Origin of the sequence: Sediminimonas qiaohouensis DSM 21189, from assembly GCF_000423645.1 — a bacterium.
Lineage (GTDB): Bacteria > Pseudomonadota > Alphaproteobacteria > Rhodobacterales > Rhodobacteraceae > Sediminimonas > Sediminimonas qiaohouensis.
Window position 1 is genome coordinate 14,032 of sequence record NZ_AUIJ01000033.1, and the last position, 15,189, is coordinate 29,220.

The 15,189-nt window shown below is 58.9% G+C and carries 15 protein-coding genes and 3 pseudogenes; 13 read left to right on the plus strand and 5 right to left on the minus strand.

Going from position 1 to position 15,189, the window contains the following annotated elements; all coding sequences use genetic code 11:
- Positions 1 to 2: 2 nt before the first annotated feature.
- From G568_RS0116105 to G568_RS0116145, 9 genes are all read left to right on the plus strand, one after another.
- Positions 3 to 458 carry a MaoC family dehydratase gene (locus tag G568_RS0116105; RefSeq protein WP_026758977.1) on the plus strand — a complete coding sequence of 152 codons (456 nt, stop codon included), beginning with the start codon at positions 3 to 5 and terminating at the stop codon, positions 456 to 458.
- Positions 437 to 1,315 (plus strand): HpcH/HpaI aldolase/citrate lyase family protein, encoded by an 879-nt coding sequence (locus G568_RS0116110; RefSeq protein WP_211222270.1) that lies wholly within the window; start codon positions 437 to 439, stop codon positions 1,313 to 1,315. Before G568_RS0116105 ends, G568_RS0116110 begins: the two co-directional genes overlap by 22 nt.
- Before the next feature lie 50 nt (positions 1,316 to 1,365).
- The gene (locus tag G568_RS19775; RefSeq protein ID WP_026758979.1) at positions 1,366 to 1,950 is read left to right on the plus strand and encodes a TRAP transporter small permease; all 585 of its coding nucleotides are present in this window, start codon (positions 1,366 to 1,368) and stop codon (positions 1,948 to 1,950) included.
- Positions 1,947 to 3,230: a TRAP transporter large permease gene (locus G568_RS0116120; protein ID WP_026758980.1), complete on the plus strand. Its 1,284-nt coding sequence runs from the start codon at positions 1,947 to 1,949 to the stop codon at positions 3,228 to 3,230. The genes G568_RS19775 and G568_RS0116120 overlap by 4 nt, the downstream gene beginning before the upstream one ends.
- 50 nt (positions 3,231 to 3,280) lie before the next feature.
- Entirely contained in the window at positions 3,281 to 4,315 is a 1,035-nt protein-coding gene (locus G568_RS19150) for a TRAP transporter substrate-binding protein (protein WP_037374330.1), read from the plus strand.
- Positions 4,316 to 4,435: 120 nt separating this feature from the next.
- Positions 4,436 to 5,719, plus strand: a complete 1,284-nt coding sequence (locus tag G568_RS0116130) for an MFS transporter (protein ID WP_026758981.1) — start codon at positions 4,436 to 4,438, stop codon at positions 5,717 to 5,719.
- The gene (locus tag G568_RS0116135; RefSeq protein WP_026758982.1) at positions 5,716 to 6,198 is read left to right on the plus strand and encodes a MaoC family dehydratase; all 483 of its coding nucleotides are present in this window, start codon (positions 5,716 to 5,718) and stop codon (positions 6,196 to 6,198) included. Before G568_RS0116130 ends, G568_RS0116135 begins: the two co-directional genes overlap by 4 nt.
- Positions 6,195 to 7,367: a thiolase domain-containing protein gene (locus G568_RS0116140; protein ID WP_026758983.1), complete on the plus strand. Its 1,173-nt coding sequence runs from the start codon at positions 6,195 to 6,197 to the stop codon at positions 7,365 to 7,367. Before G568_RS0116135 ends, G568_RS0116140 begins: the two co-directional genes overlap by 4 nt.
- 5 nt (positions 7,368 to 7,372) lie before the next feature.
- Entirely contained in the window at positions 7,373 to 8,914 is a 1,542-nt protein-coding gene (locus G568_RS0116145; RefSeq protein WP_026758984.1) for a class I adenylate-forming enzyme family protein, read from the plus strand.
- Positions 8,915 to 9,049: 135 nt separating this feature from the next.
- Here the strand turns inward: G568_RS0116145 and G568_RS19155 are convergent.
- Positions 9,050 to 9,259: pseudogene (locus G568_RS19155) on the minus strand (transposase); the annotation flags it as partial.
- Here G568_RS19155 and G568_RS19160 point away from each other — a divergent pair.
- A pseudogene (locus tag G568_RS19160) lies at positions 9,238 to 10,044 on the plus strand (IS3 family transposase); the annotation flags it as partial. The pseudogenes G568_RS19155 and G568_RS19160 sit on opposite strands and share 22 nt — an antisense overlap.
- Before the next feature lie 216 nt (positions 10,045 to 10,260).
- Here the strand turns inward: G568_RS19160 and G568_RS20335 are convergent.
- Positions 10,261 to 10,437, minus strand: coding sequence for a hypothetical protein (locus G568_RS20335; RefSeq protein ID WP_157084436.1), 177 nt, complete (start codon positions 10,435 to 10,437; stop codon positions 10,261 to 10,263).
- A gap of 1,170 nt (positions 10,438 to 11,607) precedes the next feature.
- Here G568_RS20335 and G568_RS0116165 point away from each other — a divergent pair.
- The 3 genes from G568_RS0116165 to G568_RS0116175 are packed head-to-tail and all read left to right on the plus strand — an operon-like array spanning position 11,608 to position 14,235.
- Positions 11,608 to 12,939 carry a nucleoside 2-deoxyribosyltransferase gene (locus G568_RS0116165; protein ID WP_051203113.1) on the plus strand — a complete coding sequence of 444 codons (1,332 nt, stop codon included), beginning with the start codon at positions 11,608 to 11,610 and terminating at the stop codon, positions 12,937 to 12,939.
- Positions 12,936 to 13,556, plus strand: a complete 621-nt coding sequence (locus G568_RS0116170; RefSeq protein WP_026758986.1) for a 7-cyano-7-deazaguanine synthase — start codon at positions 12,936 to 12,938, stop codon at positions 13,554 to 13,556. The genes G568_RS0116165 and G568_RS0116170 overlap by 4 nt, the downstream gene beginning before the upstream one ends.
- Before the next feature lie 16 nt (positions 13,557 to 13,572).
- Positions 13,573 to 14,235 carry an HhH-GDP family DNA glycosylase gene (locus G568_RS0116175; protein ID WP_026758987.1) on the plus strand — a complete coding sequence of 221 codons (663 nt, stop codon included), beginning with the start codon at positions 13,573 to 13,575 and terminating at the stop codon, positions 14,233 to 14,235.
- Positions 14,236 to 14,284: 49 nt separating this feature from the next.
- On the opposite strand, the gene G568_RS20610 is transcribed toward G568_RS0116175, so the two are convergent.
- From G568_RS20610 to G568_RS0116190, 3 genes and pseudogenes are all read right to left on the minus strand, one after another.
- Complete coding sequence (locus tag G568_RS20610; protein ID WP_026758988.1) at positions 14,285 to 14,605, minus strand: hypothetical protein; 321 nt, start codon at positions 14,603 to 14,605, stop codon at positions 14,285 to 14,287.
- A gap of 75 nt (positions 14,606 to 14,680) precedes the next feature.
- Positions 14,681 to 14,848: pseudogene (locus G568_RS20020) on the minus strand (integrase core domain-containing protein); the annotation flags it as partial.
- Between the two features lie 33 nt (positions 14,849 to 14,881).
- Positions 14,882 to 15,189: transposase (locus G568_RS0116190; protein WP_026758989.1), on the minus strand; the 308-nt coding region annotated here is incomplete at its 5' end.

Sequence of the window (15,189 nt, forward strand, 5' to 3'; positions counted from 1 at the left end):
GAATGGCAGGTCTGTATTTTGAGGAACTCACAGTGGACCGGCAGTTTCGCCATCCTCTGACGCGCACGGTGAACGAGGCGGACAATACGATGTTTAGCCTGATGACGATGAATCCGCAGCCGCTGCATATCGATGCACATTTCTCGGAAGGCACCGAATGGGGAGAGCGCCTGTTCAACTCTCTGATGACCCTGGCGATCATGATCGGTATGACGGTTCAGGATACGACAATGGGCACGACGGTCGGAAACCTTGGCATGACCGACGTGCAGTTCCCCAAACCTGTCTTCCACGGCGACACGCTGCGCAGCGAGACGCGGGTGGTCTCTGCCCGCGAGAGCCGTTCACGCCTCGACGTTGGCATCGTCGAGTTCGAGCACAGCTGCTTCAACCAGCATGGTGATGTGGTGGCTCGCTGCCGGCGCACGGCGATGATGTGGAAACGGAAGGACGGATGATGCGTTCTTTTCTTTTCGTCCCTGGCGACAGTGCGCGCAAGTTCAACCGCGCCCGTGAGGGCGCGGCCGACGCCTTGATCCTCGACCTCGAAGATTCCGTCGCCACCGACCAGAAGAACGCGGCGCGCGGGATTACGCAGGACATGCTGTCGGCAGAGCGCGGCGCGCAGACGCTATTCGTGCGGGTTAACGCTTTCGACAGCGGACGCACCCTTGGCGACCTGGCCGCGGTCATGCCGCACCGACCCGATGGCATCGTGCTGCCGAAATGCGCTGGCGCGGCCGATGTGACGCAGCTCTCGCTCTATCTCGATGCGTTTGAGGCCGCGGCTGGCCATGAGGTCGGTGCGGCACGAATTGTCGGGGTGGCAACCGAGACGGCGCAGTCGGTCTTCGGTCTGGGCAGCTATCAGGATGCAAGCCAGCGCCTGCTGGGCATCATGTGGGGCGGCGAGGATCTTGCTGCGTCGCTTGGCGCGACAGAGAATAATGTGGATGGCGTCTTTACCGGACCCTTCGTTCTTGCCCGCAATCTTTGCCTGATGGGCGCGGCAGCAGCCGGGATTATGGCGATCGACACGGTTAGTACACGCATCAAGGACCTTGATCTGGTCGAGATGGAAGCCCGGGCAGCGCGGCGCGACGGCTTCGGCGCCAAGGCGGTCATCCATCCAAGCCATGTCGACATCGTCAACCGTGCCTTCACGCCTACGGATGCGGAAGTCGAATGGGCCGAGCGCGTGGTCGCGGCCTTTCAGGATGATCCGCAGGCCGGGGTCGTGACCATAAATGGCAGAATGATCGACAAGCCTCACGAACGCGCTGCTCAAAAGATTCTCGCGGCGCTTCGGCGCTAAGGCCAGACCGGCCCTGAGGACATAAAATACGGGAGGGGAGGCCCGAATTGATGCAGAATTTTAAGACAGACAGGCCCGAAACGGGTATTTCTGCCGTCGTCACGCGAGCAGAAACAGCGCTCGTCTTTTTGTCCGGCATTGCACTGGCGGCGATCATGGTGGTCGTCGTCACTGACGTCACCATGCGCTATATTCTCCGTAGCCCTTTGGGCTGGAGCTATGACCTCATCGGGTCATACCTGATGGTCTGCGTATTCTTTTTCGCGCTGTCGGACACACTGCACCAGCACGGCCATATCTCGATCGACTTCTTTACCCATTCGTTGCCGCGCCGATTTATCCACATCTCGCTGGCGGTGGGCTATGGCCTGTCAACCGCGCTGCTGGCGATGATAGCATGGCAGGCGTGGTATCGGACCGGTGCCGCGTTCTCAGCCAACAACTTGATTAGCGCTACAGTGCCTTGGCCAACCTGGCCATCCTACTTCATGTTGTGTGCGGGATCGGCGCTGATAGCCCTTCGTTGCGGATTGCGAACTATTGCGCACGCGGCTTCATTCGTCACCGGGCGCGAGATCGCCAATATGCCTCCCCCCCCCAACACGGCCTCCAGCGAAACGGAGCACGGCGAATGACCGTCCTGATAGTCCTAATAATCCTCACCTTCTTTCTTGTGGTCGGATTGCCCGTCGCACTGGCGATGGCGATTTCCGGCGCCTCCGGTCTCTATATGCTGGGGGGAATGCAGTTCGTGACTGGGATCTTGCGGACCTCGCCCTTGTCCACGGCAAACAGCTATGAGATCATTACCATCCCGATGTTTATCCTGATGGCCGAGTTCGTCATCATTTCGGGCGTCGCCAATGATCTCTTCCGCTCGGCCAGCATCTGGGTTGGTCGGTTGCGCGGTGGACTTGCGATTGCGACGTCCTTCGCGGGTGCCGGGTTCGGCGCGATATCGGGGTCTTCGACTGCCGCTGCTGCAACGCTCGCGTCGACCTCGATTCCGGCGATGCTGCGCGAAGGCTACGACCCCAAGCTGGCTGGTGGCGTGGTGGCCATCTCAGGCACTCTGGCGATGCTGATACCCCCGTCAATTGCCTTGATCCTTTACGGCATCATTGCCGATGTGGCGATTGGTGATCTTCTGATCGGCGGCGTCGTCCCCGGTCTGATCGTCATGCTGGCGATCATCCTGACGGTGGTTGCCATCCTGAAGGTCGACCCTTCGGCCGCGCCGCCTGGGCAGGCTTATTCGATGCGTGAAAAGCTTGCCTCACTCAAACGTGTTGGACCGATGGTGCTGCTGCTTCTGGCGGTTAGTGGTTCGATCTACTCGGGCCTTGCGACACCAACGGAAGCGGCTGGGCTTGGCGCCTTCGTCGCCATGCTGATTGCCCTCTGGTCGCGCAAGCTAACGCTGGCGGGTTTCTGGCACGCGCTGCGGTCTACAGCACAGACCAGCTGCATGATCCTCTTCATCATCCTTGGCGCGCATATCTTCGGCTATTTCTTGACACTGTCTCGCGCCACCAACGATCTGAGTGCGTGGATCGGCGCGCTCGACATGTCGGCGACGATGATCATGATTATCATTCTGGTTGGCTACCTGATCCTTGGCTTCTTCATGGACCAGGTCGCGATCCTGATCCTGACTGTTCCCGTGATGCTGCCAGTCGTTCTGCAACTCGGCTACGACCCCGTCTGGTTTGGGGTCATGGTTGTCGTGACGGCAGAGGTAGGGATGGTCACGCCTCCGATGGGCATGAACGTGTTCGTCGTGGCCCGATACACGCGAAGACCGCTTGGGGAACTGTTCCGGGGGGTTATGCCCCATGTCGTCGCGCACCTGATCGTCATCGCTTTGATGTTGGCATTTCCGGCCCTGATCCTGTGGCTGCCCTCAACAATGTGACGATACCGAAGAAGACCAACCAACCTAAGGAGAAAAGAATGAGACTTCACATGAAAACGCCTCTCGCCGCTGCCGCAATGTGCAGCGTGGCGGCGCTGACACCCGGGACGGCATCGGCCGAGACGCTGCGCGTCGCCGACAGTTTTCCGGTCGGCCACTACATCGCCGAAAATCTGACCAAGGTCTGGATGGATCGGGTCACTGAATTGACCAACGGCGAGATCGACTTCGAATATTACCCGGCCGAACAGATGGGAAAATCGAAGGATCTGATGTCGCTGGCGCAGACCGGCGTCATCGACATCGGCTATGCTGGCGTGTCCTACCTGGCTGATAAGCTGCCGCTTTCGGGCGTGGGCGAACTTCCGGAATCATTTACACAATCCTGTGATGGGACGAGCGCCTTCTGGAGCATCGCCAAACCGGGCGGCGTTCTCGATCAGGCTGAACTTGCCCCGCAAGGCGTGCGAATGCTGTTCGTCATGGTGCTTCCACCCTACCAAGTCATGACAGCAACCAAAGAGATCACCGGTGCCGATACCTTCCATGGCATGAAACTGCGCGCGACGGGTGGCACCAAGGAAATTGCGGTTGAACTGCTTGGCGCCACGCCCGTCGCGATACCCGCGCCAGAAACGCGGGACGCATTGTCCCGCGGCACAATCGACGGTGTGCTTTTTCCTCATTCGAGTGCCTTGCCTTACGGTCTTGCACCGGAGCTAAGCTGGGGGACGCAGGACATGAACTTTGGGTCTTTCGTGGCAAGCTATGTCATCAGTGAAGATCGCTGGCAGGAGCTTTCGCCCGAGGTTCAGAACGCGATGACCGATGCGGCAGAAGAAGCCATCCCCTCGGCCTGTGCCGTCGCGGAGGATCTCAACCTCGAAGACAAGCAGAAGATGGCCAACGAGGGAGTGACCTTCGTGTCGCTTCCCAACGCCGACAAAGAGAAGATCGAGGCAGACCTTGCCGGTATCGGCGAGAGCTGGGCCGCCGACCTCGACGATCGCGGCCTCGCGGGCACCGAAATCCTGACCGCATTCCGTGAGGCACTGGAACAGCAAGCTGGCGAAGCGACCGAATGATACGCTTTCCCAGGTCCGTCGCCCGGTCGCTGACCGGGCGACGTCTCCAACGCAGCGAACAGGCCCGCTTTGAAACATACTGCCCTCACTGAAGCGTCATCTGGCCGTTCGGTTGCTGTCATGGCGGGTATCGTCGTGGCGACGGGCTTTTTGTTTAACTTCGTCGCGCGGGGCGTCATTGACACCTACATGGTATTTATTCTGCCGCTGGAGGTCGAGTTCGCATGGAGGCGCTCGACATTGACCGGCGTCTATTCAGTTTACCTTGTTGTGTCGGGTTTGATGTCCCCTCTCGCGGGCACGGCGCTGGACCGCTGGGGGCCGCGCTGGACCTATGGCCTTGGTCTGGCTGTTCTCGCCGGCGGGATGGGCGCCGCCTCGATGACAAACGCAATTTGGCAGGTCTACCTGTTTCACGGCGTTTGCGGGGGCATTGCGGCGGCCTGTCTTGGCATCGTGCCGACGGCGGCGCTGATCGGGCGCTGGTTCGACCGCAAGTTGAGCCTGGCCATTGCCTTTGCCTATGCTGGCTTCGGGTCTGGCATTCTGGTGATCGTGCCGCTGGCGCAGGGGTTGATCGATGCCGATGGCTGGCGCGCGGCCTATAGGACGCTGTCGCTTGCCCTGGTGGCGCTACTGCCGGTGCTGCTGATCCTGCCCTGGCAGCGGATTGCCAAAGGCGATCCAGCGCTGATGACGGCGCGCAGCGAACTGCCGCCCGATGCCGGCGGTTCAAGCGCGCTAACCCCGTCAGGGGCTCCTGCAGAGGGGTGGACCATCGCCTCTGCGATGCAGACGCTCGAATTCTGGCTGCTGGTGCAGTGCTTCTTTTTCACGGCCTGCTCTACATACAGCGTCGTGGTTCAAACGGTGAGCTTCCTTGTAGACGAGGGCTATCCTCCGCTGGAGGCGGCCTTTGCCTTCGGCGCCTCGGGTATGCTGTCCATCGTCGGCGTCCTTGCGTCGGGTTGGCTTGCGGCGAGGAAAGGCTTTCGCTTCACCGTCTCGCTGTCATTTGCCGCAACGCTGGTCGGGGTTTTTGCGCTTCTGAGCTTTTCGTTCGTGCCGGCGGGGGGGCTGGTTCTTGTCTATGTGCTTGCCTTTGGAGTTAGCCAGGGCGCGCGCGGGCCGGTGATTTCGACCCTGTCGGCGCGCATTTTTGCCCGGGGGCAGGTGGGTGCGATCTTTGGAGCAATATTCATGACTATGTCCTTTGGCTCGGCACTCGGCGCGTGGGTCTCTGGCTTCTTGCATGATCTGACGGGCGACTACCGCGCCGCCTTTCTATTCTCGGCGGCAAGCGTGGTCGGCGCCGTGTCGCCGTTCTGGTATTCATCGCGTCTGCGTGATCCAGGGCCTCTGCCCTGGCCTGCGGACGCCAACATGGAAGGAAAGAACCTATGAAACTTATTGGCGAGGGCTTTCACTGGGATGAGTTGAAAGTCGGAGACCGTTTCCGCACCTTCGGGCGCACGGTCACCGAAACCGACATAGTGAATTTTGTCTCATCTGTCGGGATGCTGGAGTCGCTTTTTCTGGATGCGGAGTATCGCGCCGCGCATTCGGCGATTGCCGGGCGCCCGGCGCCGGCGGCGCTTGTTTATGCCCTTGCGGAAGGTCTGACGCTCAATGCGACCGGGCAGGGGACCGGGCTGGCGTTTCTTCACATGGAACTGAATGTCGAAGGGCCGGTGATGCAGGGCGACACAATCCATGTCGAGATTGAGGTGATCGAAGTGCGCGCCGCGAAAAAGGACAATCGCGGGTTGGTGCGCACGAGGAACTGCATCGTCAACCAACGAGGCGACACCGTCATCATCTACATACCGTTGCGCCTGATGTCAGGACGCAGTCGAACGGATGGCGAGGAAAAAAACGCATGACCGGAAACATCTGCATCATCGGCTCAGGCCATACGAAGTTCGGGCGGCTGGACAAGAGCCTTGAACATTTGATCGTCGCAGCCACGCGAGAGGCGGTCGAAGAGGCCGGCATCGCGCCGAAGGATATCGACGCGGTCTTTCTTGGCCATTTCAACTCTGGTTTGGTCGCAGATGGTTTCGCCTCGTCTTTGATTCATCAGGCTTATCCGGAGTTGCGCTTTGCTCCGGCCACGCGCATCGAGAATGCTTGCGCCTCGGGATCGGCCGCCATCCACGCGGGGATCAACAACCTCAAGGCCGGGCGGGCTCGGACCGTATTGGTCGTGGGCGTCGAAAAGATGACGCATCGCGCAACCGAGGATGTGACCACCGCGCTGGCGGGCGCCGGATACCAAAACGACGGTGCCGAGCGCAACCTGAGCTTTCCGCAGGTTTTCGGCCTTGCCGCGCGCAAGTATACCGACTGCTATGGCAGTCCTCTGGATGCAATGGCGCGGATCACGGTCAAAAACCATGACAACGCCATGCACAACCCGCTTGCCCACATGCAGCGCCGTTTCACCTTGGAAGAGGCCAGCCAGATCACCAAAAAAAACCCCGAAATCGCGCCGCCGCTGCGCCTGACCGACTGCTCGCTGGTGACGGATGGCGCTGCTGCGGTTGTTCTAACCACCGAGGAGAATGCTGCAGGGTTTGCCAAGGTCGCCCGCTTCCGGGCCGCGGTTCATGTCAGCGACTTTCTTCCGATGTCCACGCGGGATTTCCTTGCCTTCGAGGGGCCGGAACGGGCGTTACACATGGCCTATGATGAAGCCCGGGTATCGCTTGGCGACCTGCAGTTTGCCGAGGTGCATGACTGTTTCACCATTGCCGAGCTGCTGACCTACGAGGCGATGGGACTGACGCCCAAGGGCCAAGGCAGCCGGGCGCTGGAGGAGGGCATCGTCTATCGGGATGGCACTCTGCCGGTGAACCTGTCGGGCGGCCTCAAGGCCAAGGGACATCCGGTCGGCGCGACGGGTGTTTCGATGCACGCGATGTCCTACCGGCAGCTGACCGGGCAAGCTGGCGGAACGCAAAAAGCCGATGCCAGTATGGGGCTGGTGTTCAACATGGGCGGTTCGGCGGTGGCCAACTATGTCTCGATTTTGGAAACGCAGAGGGTCTAAGCGTCATGAACCTTGCGAAATGGCTTCATCAGACCGGCCTTGTGTGGCCAGACGCGCCCGCCCTCCGGTCCGGCATCAGGCTGCACGCCACCTATGCCGAATTTTCGCTCCACAGCTGGGCCATTGGCGCTTGGCTGAGCGGGCAGCACGGGATCGGCAAGGGCGACCGCGTCGTCATCTTTGCCAAGAACTGTCCGGAATACCTTGAGGCGCTTTTCGGGATTCTCTGGGTCGGGGCATCGGTCGTGCCGATAAACCACAAGCTTCACCCGCTCGAGGCTGGTTGGATCATCCAGAACGCCAAGGCGAAACTGGTCATCACCGAGATCGGTGGGGTCTTTAAGGTCGGCGATTTGCCCGCAACCTGCCGCGAGATTGCAATCAGCGGGGCGCTGGCACAGGCCATCGCCGCCGCACGGCCCGAGGAGTACCGCGCCCCCGTTTCGGCGGAGGACGGCGATTTGGCTTGGCTGTTCTATACCTCTGGCACGACGGGGCGCCCGAAGGGCGTCATCCTGACTCACCGCAACCTGCGAATGATGGCCACCACCTATGCCCTCGATGTGGACTCGGTTTTGCCGCGTGATCATTCGCTTTATGCCGCGCCGATGTCGCACGGGGCCGGTCTCTACAACTTCCAGTTCGTCCGTGCCGGCGCCTGCCATGTGATTCCCGAGTCCCGCGGCTTCGATCCGGCTGAGATACAGGCCCTGGGCGAGGCCTTGGGTGACCTCGTGTTCTTCGCAGCGCCGACGATGGTGAAACGGCTTGTCAGCCATGCGCTGCAGACCGGCTATGACGGAGAGGGGATCCGCACCATCATCTACGGTGGCGGGCCGATGTATGTTGCGGATCTGGACGAGGCCTTGCGGGTGTTTGGGCCGAAGTTCGCCCAGATCTACGGTCAGGGCGAGAGCCCGATGACCATCACCGCGATGAGCCGCCACATGGTCGGCGCGAACGATCACCCGAACGCGGCCAGCCGACGTGCCTCTGTCGGAATCGCGCAATCCTGTGTAGAGGTGCGCGTCGTGGACGCGCAGATGCGCGAGGTTGCGACCGGGGAGGTTGGCGAGGTGGTCGTCAGGGGTGGAACCGTTATGGCCGGGTATTGGCGCAATCCCGAGGCGACGGCGGCCGCGATCGTCGATGGGTGGCTGAAAACCGGCGATCTTGGCCGGTTCGATGCCGATGGTTTCCTGACCCTGACCGACCGCAGCAAGGACGTCATCATCTCGGGCGGCACCAACATCTACCCGCGCGAAGTGGAAGAGGCGCTGCTGACCCATCCGGAGGTGTTCGAGATTTCCGTCATCGGCTGCCCGCACCCTGAATGGGGTGAGGAGGTTGTGGCGTTCATCGTGCCAAAGGGCGGCGGAGTTGCGACGGACCACCTCGATGACTGGTGTAAGTCCCAGATCGCCTCTTTCAAAAAACCCAAACGCTATGTTTTTGTGCCTGAATTACCCAAGAACAGTTATGGAAAGGTGCTCAAAACCAGCCTTCGTGGACAACACTCTACAAAGACCAAAAAAGTGGAGAAGTAGGGAGCAGGCTATCCGGAATGGTTCCGAAAAAATAAATATTGGCGTGCTGTGGGTTTCACAGACAGCAAGGGTCGTGTCTCGAATATGGTGGAAATTCCCAAGCTGCCAGCTCCGAGCGTGTGAAGGTTCGTTTTCTCAAGCCGCGAGGTCAAGGGGCATCGGCTCGAGGGGCTGAGAAAGGGTTTCCCAGCCGTCGACCTTGCGCATCTGGATCTGCCCCGAGGCCAGAAGAGCCCAGAGCTGCATCGGCACCGTTTCCGCGCAGGGCAGCACGGTCCGGGTCTTGATCCGGCGGCGACACTCCTCGTTCAGCCGCTCGATGGCGTTGGTGGTCCGCGCGGCTTCCGGATGAGACCCGGGCGGACATTATCGAGTTCGCACTCGAGCATGAGAATCTGACGGCCCGTGAACTGGCGGTGAAATACACCGATGAGAAGCAGTATTTTGTCTCTGAATCATCGGTTTACCGCATCCTGAAAGCGGAAGACCTGGTCACGGCACCGGCGCATATCGTGATGAAGGCAGCCAATGAGTTCCGGGATAAAACCACGCGCCCCAACGAGCTTTGGCAGACCGACTTCACCTATCTGAAGGTCCTGGGCTGGGGCTGGTTCTATCTCAGCACCATCCTGGACGATTACAGCCGCTACATCATCTCCTGGAAGCTTTGCACGACGATGAAGGCTGAGGACGTGACCGCCACGCTCGATCTGGCGCTGGAGGCTTCAGGATGTGACTGCGCGACCGTTGTCGCCAAGCCCAGGCTGCTCAGCGACAATGGGGCGTCTTACATTGCGGGGGACCTGGCGGATTACCTCGACGAAAAGGGCATGGATCATGTCCGCGGCGCGCCATACCACCCGCAGACCCAGGGCAAGATCGAGCGCTGGCACCAGACCATGAAGAACCGGGTTTTGCTCGAGCATTACTTCCTGCCCGGAGATCTCGAGCGCCAGATCGGCGCCTTCGTCGAATACTACAACAACCAACGCTACCACGAGAGCCTTGGGAACCTGACACCAGCCGATGTCTACTTCGGACGCGCTGAGCAAATCCTGAAACAGCGAGAGGAGATCAAACGAAAAACCATGATCAAGCGGCGCTTGCGCCACCAAACTGAAAACGCATAAACTCAATCAAGGATGAGCCAGAGCCTCCAAACGAAAGCACGCTCTGATGTCCCAAATTATCTGAAAACGCACAATCACCATCCCGGCCCGCGGTTTCTGAAAATGCCTTATACTGAGGCCTGACAGAACTTCGCACTCGATCACATGCTCGAACGGTCAGAAATTTCTTGCACTACGGGCGGCAACCACAGAAGCAGCCTGTTAGATGGCAAATGTTCAAGCGTTTCCAACAACCTCGAAGCTACGGAGCGCCGAGCGAAGGTTTTCCATTATTTCCTCGGCCAGCACCTCAGGGTCGGGAAGATTTGCGAGATCGGTCATCGAGGCATCACGCAGCCAGAATAAGTCAAGGCTGGCCTTATCCCGCTGCAAGAGCTCTTCGCGTGTAAACATTCGCCATCGGCCGTCCGGTGTAGACGCCGTCGGCCCAGATGTAGACGTATCGCCGTGCCGAAAGATCACGGCGCTGCCAACGGACACAGTCCTGCTTCCATGCCCCTGTTGCGGTGGACCAATGCGCATCATCGAGGTCTTCCGGCGCGGACAAAAACCGATGTCGCGCGCACCTCCCAGGGAGCAGGCCGCATGACATATCGCCTGCCAGATGCCATAGTCCACCACCGGCTGCCCACCGTAGACCCGGTCACGACAGGCTGCGCCCGTCCTCCTTCGGCGCGAAACACGATAGCTATCACGCCAAATCGCTCAGCGTTTCCGGGATCATCAAGCGCGTTTGTCCCCGTCGCAGGCGCCATGCGCCCCTTCAGCCGAACCCCTGACGCAGCCGTCACCCCAACCACCAGTGCACTTTCCCCATAGGACGATACAAGACCCCCGCGGCTTCCTCCTTCCGAGGTTTGTCAACGTGGGCCGCCACCTCATGGTCGCCACCGTCGTGCCGCGGCCCACATCGAAAAACCTTCAGGAGAGCCGACCTTCGCCGCGGTGCGGGATGTTAAGGTTCATATTCTGGAAAGCGGCCGTTGACGCCTAATACTCAGCGAGGAAGGATCATTCGCCTAAGACTTCAATGAATTCCACTGGGGCCCAAATTTGTAAGACTTCACCCCAACTCTTGGCGCGTAGCGTTCCGCCAATCTATTCGTTCGTGAGGAGCGCAATTAACCTCTTGCAACACCAATTCAACTGAGAGAACATCGCTAAATCACAAAATATTGATTTGAGGGATGCAATGGGCAGCACTGGTTCTGGAAGCTTTTCCGATTACCCTGGCTCGCGCCCAAGAGGTGGTGGCCAGGGGGGCGGCGCGAGTGGGGACGACCGCTGCGCACGGGCTTTTTCCTGCACCCTCGAAGAGGTCGAGCATTGTGACTACTTTTCTGCGAGCGGAGGCGTGCCTCCGGTCAACACGGCGTTATCCGTCGAGCAGCGCGGCAGGCTTTTCGCCGTCGATGCGGGCGGGCAAACCGTTGGGGCGCTACCGACGGAGCTCAACTACCTGGCCGACTGCATGGCTGCTGGCTTCACCTATGAAGGGCGTGTCAATGCCTCGGCACTAGCACCGGTCGCTTCGATAAGTGTGGATTTTGCACCGCGTCGGCCATGAGCGTTGATCAAGATCTCCTGCTGGTCGGCGAAGTCTTCATAGATTTCACGCCGCCAAAGGCAGGTGCGGACGCTAAGCTCCGGCTCGGCGGCATCGTTCACGCAGCGCGTGGCCTTTGGGCAATAGACGCGAGATATGCCGTTGCAGCCGTATGTCCCAGTTATCTGGTCGACCAAGCACGCGCTTATCTCCAAAGCATCGGTTGCGGCGAATTCATCTGGCTCGCCAAGGTAACGGGCGCGCCGAACGTCATTGCAATTGGTGACCCTACCGAACTGGCTGATCAAGCTTATCAGGACATTCTGAGAGATGAGAAGTTTTTAGAATTCTGCAGTGATACTGCGGGGCTCAAGGCCTACAAAAGTTGTCTTATCTTCCCCGGCAAATACGATCTTGCTGTCGTTAGGAACCTGCTTGCCGACGATATACAGGCGAGTTTTGACATAGCCTATGATCTACCTGACCTTGCACTGCTTGAATCCTACAAGTGCAACGTGGCCGCTGTTATCACATCCACGTCGTCCCCGATGTTCCTGGAGAGGGCGTCAAGCGAAGTGCGCGATCTGCTGGATGATCTGCGGGATCTGTCGCCTCAAGCTATCTTGCTGAAAGAAAATCGTGGAGGCAGCCGCGTGTTAGACCTTCACGCAGATGGCATGGAGGAGGTTCCGGCGCTTCTTGGTGAAACTGTCAACTCGGTCGGCGTTGGTGATGTATACTCGGCTGTATTTGTCTACTTGCTGGATGGAGGTGTATTTGATGCCGCATGGAAAGCGGCGCGCGCTGCGACGTTCTATGCTCAGACCACTTACCCCGATGACTTCAAAAGAGATGCGCAGCGGAGTTTCAAGGTCACTGTTGATGAAATGCGCGACCTCGGTGGCACCATGCTGCCATGGCACGCGCGGCCAGAATTCCAGATATACTTCGCCGCTCCCGATTTTTCTTACATCGATCGGAAACACATCGAAGAGGCACTTGGTTCGCTCGCCTACCACAACTTCCGAGTCCGTCGCCCAGTGCAGGAGAACGGTGAGCTTACCCCTCAAAGCCCGATGCACGAAATGCGCGCAACTTACATGGATGATGTTGGCCTGCTGGAGGAATGCGCACTGGTCTTTGCCATTCCGCTTGGGCGCGATCCAGGCACGCTCGTGGAAGTCGGAATGGCTCTGGCTGCAAAGAAACCTGTCATCACCTATGACCCGCTCAACGAGAACGCCAACACCATGGTGATGGCAGGCAGTGCTGTCTATTCATACAAGCTCGATACCTGCCTTAACGGTCTCTTCGAGGCTATGTCTAAGCTCAGGGCTGTGCGCCAATGAAGCAGGCGATTGTCATAGCATCGGGCGGCCTCGATTCAACAACCGTCTGCTATCTACTGACCAGTCAGGGAGTTGAAGTTCAACCCATCTTTTTCGATTACGGGCAGCACTGCGCCGAGACAGAATGGGCCAAGGTCAATGAGGTTCTGCCGAAGGAGGCAATGCAGCCGGAGCGATTGGATATATCGGACATATTCAAAGGTTCCACATCGCGGATGATTGTGGAAGCCGACTTGTGGCGTGAGGCTGTCTCGGATGATGACCTCTACATTCCCTACCGGACGCTTCTCTTCTTCGCAGTAGCGGCAGCCCGGGCCCAGACACTCAAGGTGCTGAACGTGTACTCCGGCTTCATCAACAGCAATCACGCCAAAGAAATCGATTGCAGCAGTACCTTCATGAATGGCCTCGAAGAACTTTCCGAAGGGGTTGGCTCGGTGCGCTTCCATGCGCCGTTCCGAGAGAAGACCAAAGCGGAGGTCGTCCGACAAGCCCTGGAGCTTGGCGTGCCAATCGGCCGCACTTTCTCCTGTCAGGTGTCAAGTTCGTTTCCTTGCGGGGCCTGTCCCAACTGCGTAGAGAGGCTCCAAGCCTTGGTAAAGGCAGACATCGTTTGATCGGGGGGGGGCGCAGATGCAACAACAACTGAACTACTCAGATGCCCTGTATGCCGCACGGTGTGTCGCGGACCACGTCCTGCGAGAAGGATTGTTAACTTCGCGAGTCTCGTACCGGCCAGTGTACCATCACATGGGCGCAGTCCTCGCCGATTCTGTTCTGCAAGCGGGACTAAACTACGCAAGGGTGGTCAAGCCCCGCATCGCATCTATTCTTAGGACGTTCCCGCATGCCTCGACTGTCAACGTCTTGATCGAGGTTATCGAGACGGAGGGAAGTCCAAAGTTCCTGCAATGGGAGCATGGCGAAAAGATATCTCGCTTTGATAGCTTGGTTGCGTTTGTGGCAGATGCGGAAATCGAAAATACGTTTGAACTGGGGGAAGCTCTTCGGGACGACAACTTTCGATCGAATATCCAGCGCTTGAGGGGTGTCGGTCCGAAGACCGTGGACTATATGGCCTGCCTCGTAGGCGCGGATTGCATCGCCGTAGATCGCCACATCCGGGGCTTTGCTGAGTTCGCCGGATTGGAAAACGGCAGCTATGAATATCTGCGGGATGTTTTTAGCTTTGCAGCAGATTTATTGTCTGTCTCTCGGCGTGAATTTGATGCGAGTATATGGCGCTATCAGTCCGCGAAAGCTGTTGAACAATTGACCTTTGAATTCGCGGAGTAAGCAGGCAGGTCACACAAAGCGATCATACTGTCATCCTTAGACAATGCCACTATGCTTCAGCCTCGATCCAAGCCAATAGATCATCGGCCCACCCGTCCGGCTGCGCCTGCAAGAATGCCCGAATGCAATCAGCTTCGATAACCTCTCTGGACGTACCAGTCACCTTTGCCGCCTCGGCCGCGTATTTATGATGGTCCGTCTCCGGGTGGGCCGCCAGAAGCTGGTCAAGATCGAATTGATAATTATCGTTTAGCCGCTGCCTCCCCTGATCAGACTGGAAAACAAGTTTTTCGGGGGCGCAGTTCCCGGGAAGGCTGCGCAGCTTCTCTGCTACGATCTCGGGCTGATCTCCATCGCGGACACCCACCACCTTTACATTGCTCTCGCCCAGAACCTTGACGGCCCCGGTAATCCCCCCATTTTTGCGGGGGCTTGGTCGTAGAATTTACGCAGCCATCTTCAGTTTCTGTGCGGGGGTCATCCCGCCGTTGCCCATATTGGGACGCTCGTTGTTGTAGGACCAGAGCCATTCGGTGGCAATCTGCTGCACCTCCTTGAGGCTTTCGAAAATGTAGAGGTCCAGCCATTCGTGCCTGACCGTGCGGTTATAGCGGAGCTATGCGGGATTTTGGGTGACGGGGCCTGATCAAGCGGCGCGGTTTTCGGTGTCGTTTTCAGCGACACCGTCGGTGAATGTGACGCCTTCGATGACCAAAGGCAACTGGTTCGCCCCCTTCAGGCGGCGCCATGTTTTCGCGGCGGCCTGAACGAGCTTGAATACCATCAGCTTTGCGGTTTTCTGCGACAGCGCCCCCTTGGTTCGCACGGTCCGGTGCCGAACGGTGGCGAACACGCTTTCGATCGGGTTGCCCGTGCGCAGGTGATCCCAGTGGTCGGCCGGGAAGGCGTAAAAGGTGAGCAACGCCTCCTTATCCTTCGTCAGACAGGTGACCG

What these genes read in the sequence shown, in the direction of transcription:
- G568_RS0116105 (WP_026758977.1), top strand. Translation starts at nt 3, where the DNA reads ATGGCAGGTCTGTATTTTGAGGAACTCACAGTGGACCGGCAGTTTCGC.
- G568_RS19775 (WP_026758979.1), top strand. Translation starts at nt 1,366, where the DNA reads ATGCAGAATTTTAAGACAGACAGGCCCGAAACGGGTATTTCTGCCGTC.
- G568_RS0116120 (WP_026758980.1), top strand. Translation starts at nt 1,947, where the DNA reads ATGACCGTCCTGATAGTCCTAATAATCCTCACCTTCTTTCTTGTGGTC.
- G568_RS19150 (WP_037374330.1), top strand. Translation starts at nt 3,281, where the DNA reads ATGAAAACGCCTCTCGCCGCTGCCGCAATGTGCAGCGTGGCGGCGCTG.
- G568_RS0116130 (WP_026758981.1), top strand. Translation starts at nt 4,436, where the DNA reads ATGGCGGGTATCGTCGTGGCGACGGGCTTTTTGTTTAACTTCGTCGCG.
- G568_RS0116135 (WP_026758982.1), top strand. Translation starts at nt 5,716, where the DNA reads ATGAAACTTATTGGCGAGGGCTTTCACTGGGATGAGTTGAAAGTCGGA.
- G568_RS0116140 (WP_026758983.1), top strand. Translation starts at nt 6,195, where the DNA reads ATGACCGGAAACATCTGCATCATCGGCTCAGGCCATACGAAGTTCGGG.
- G568_RS0116145 (WP_026758984.1), top strand. Translation starts at nt 7,373, where the DNA reads ATGAACCTTGCGAAATGGCTTCATCAGACCGGCCTTGTGTGGCCAGAC.
- G568_RS20335 (WP_157084436.1), bottom strand. Translation starts at nt 10,437, where the DNA reads ATGTTTACACGCGAAGAGCTCTTGCAGCGGGATAAGGCCAGCCTTGAC.
- G568_RS0116165 (WP_051203113.1), top strand. Translation starts at nt 11,608, where the DNA reads ATGAGCGTTGATCAAGATCTCCTGCTGGTCGGCGAAGTCTTCATAGAT.
- G568_RS0116170 (WP_026758986.1), top strand. Translation starts at nt 12,936, where the DNA reads ATGAAGCAGGCGATTGTCATAGCATCGGGCGGCCTCGATTCAACAACC.
- G568_RS0116175 (WP_026758987.1), top strand. Translation starts at nt 13,573, where the DNA reads ATGCAACAACAACTGAACTACTCAGATGCCCTGTATGCCGCACGGTGT.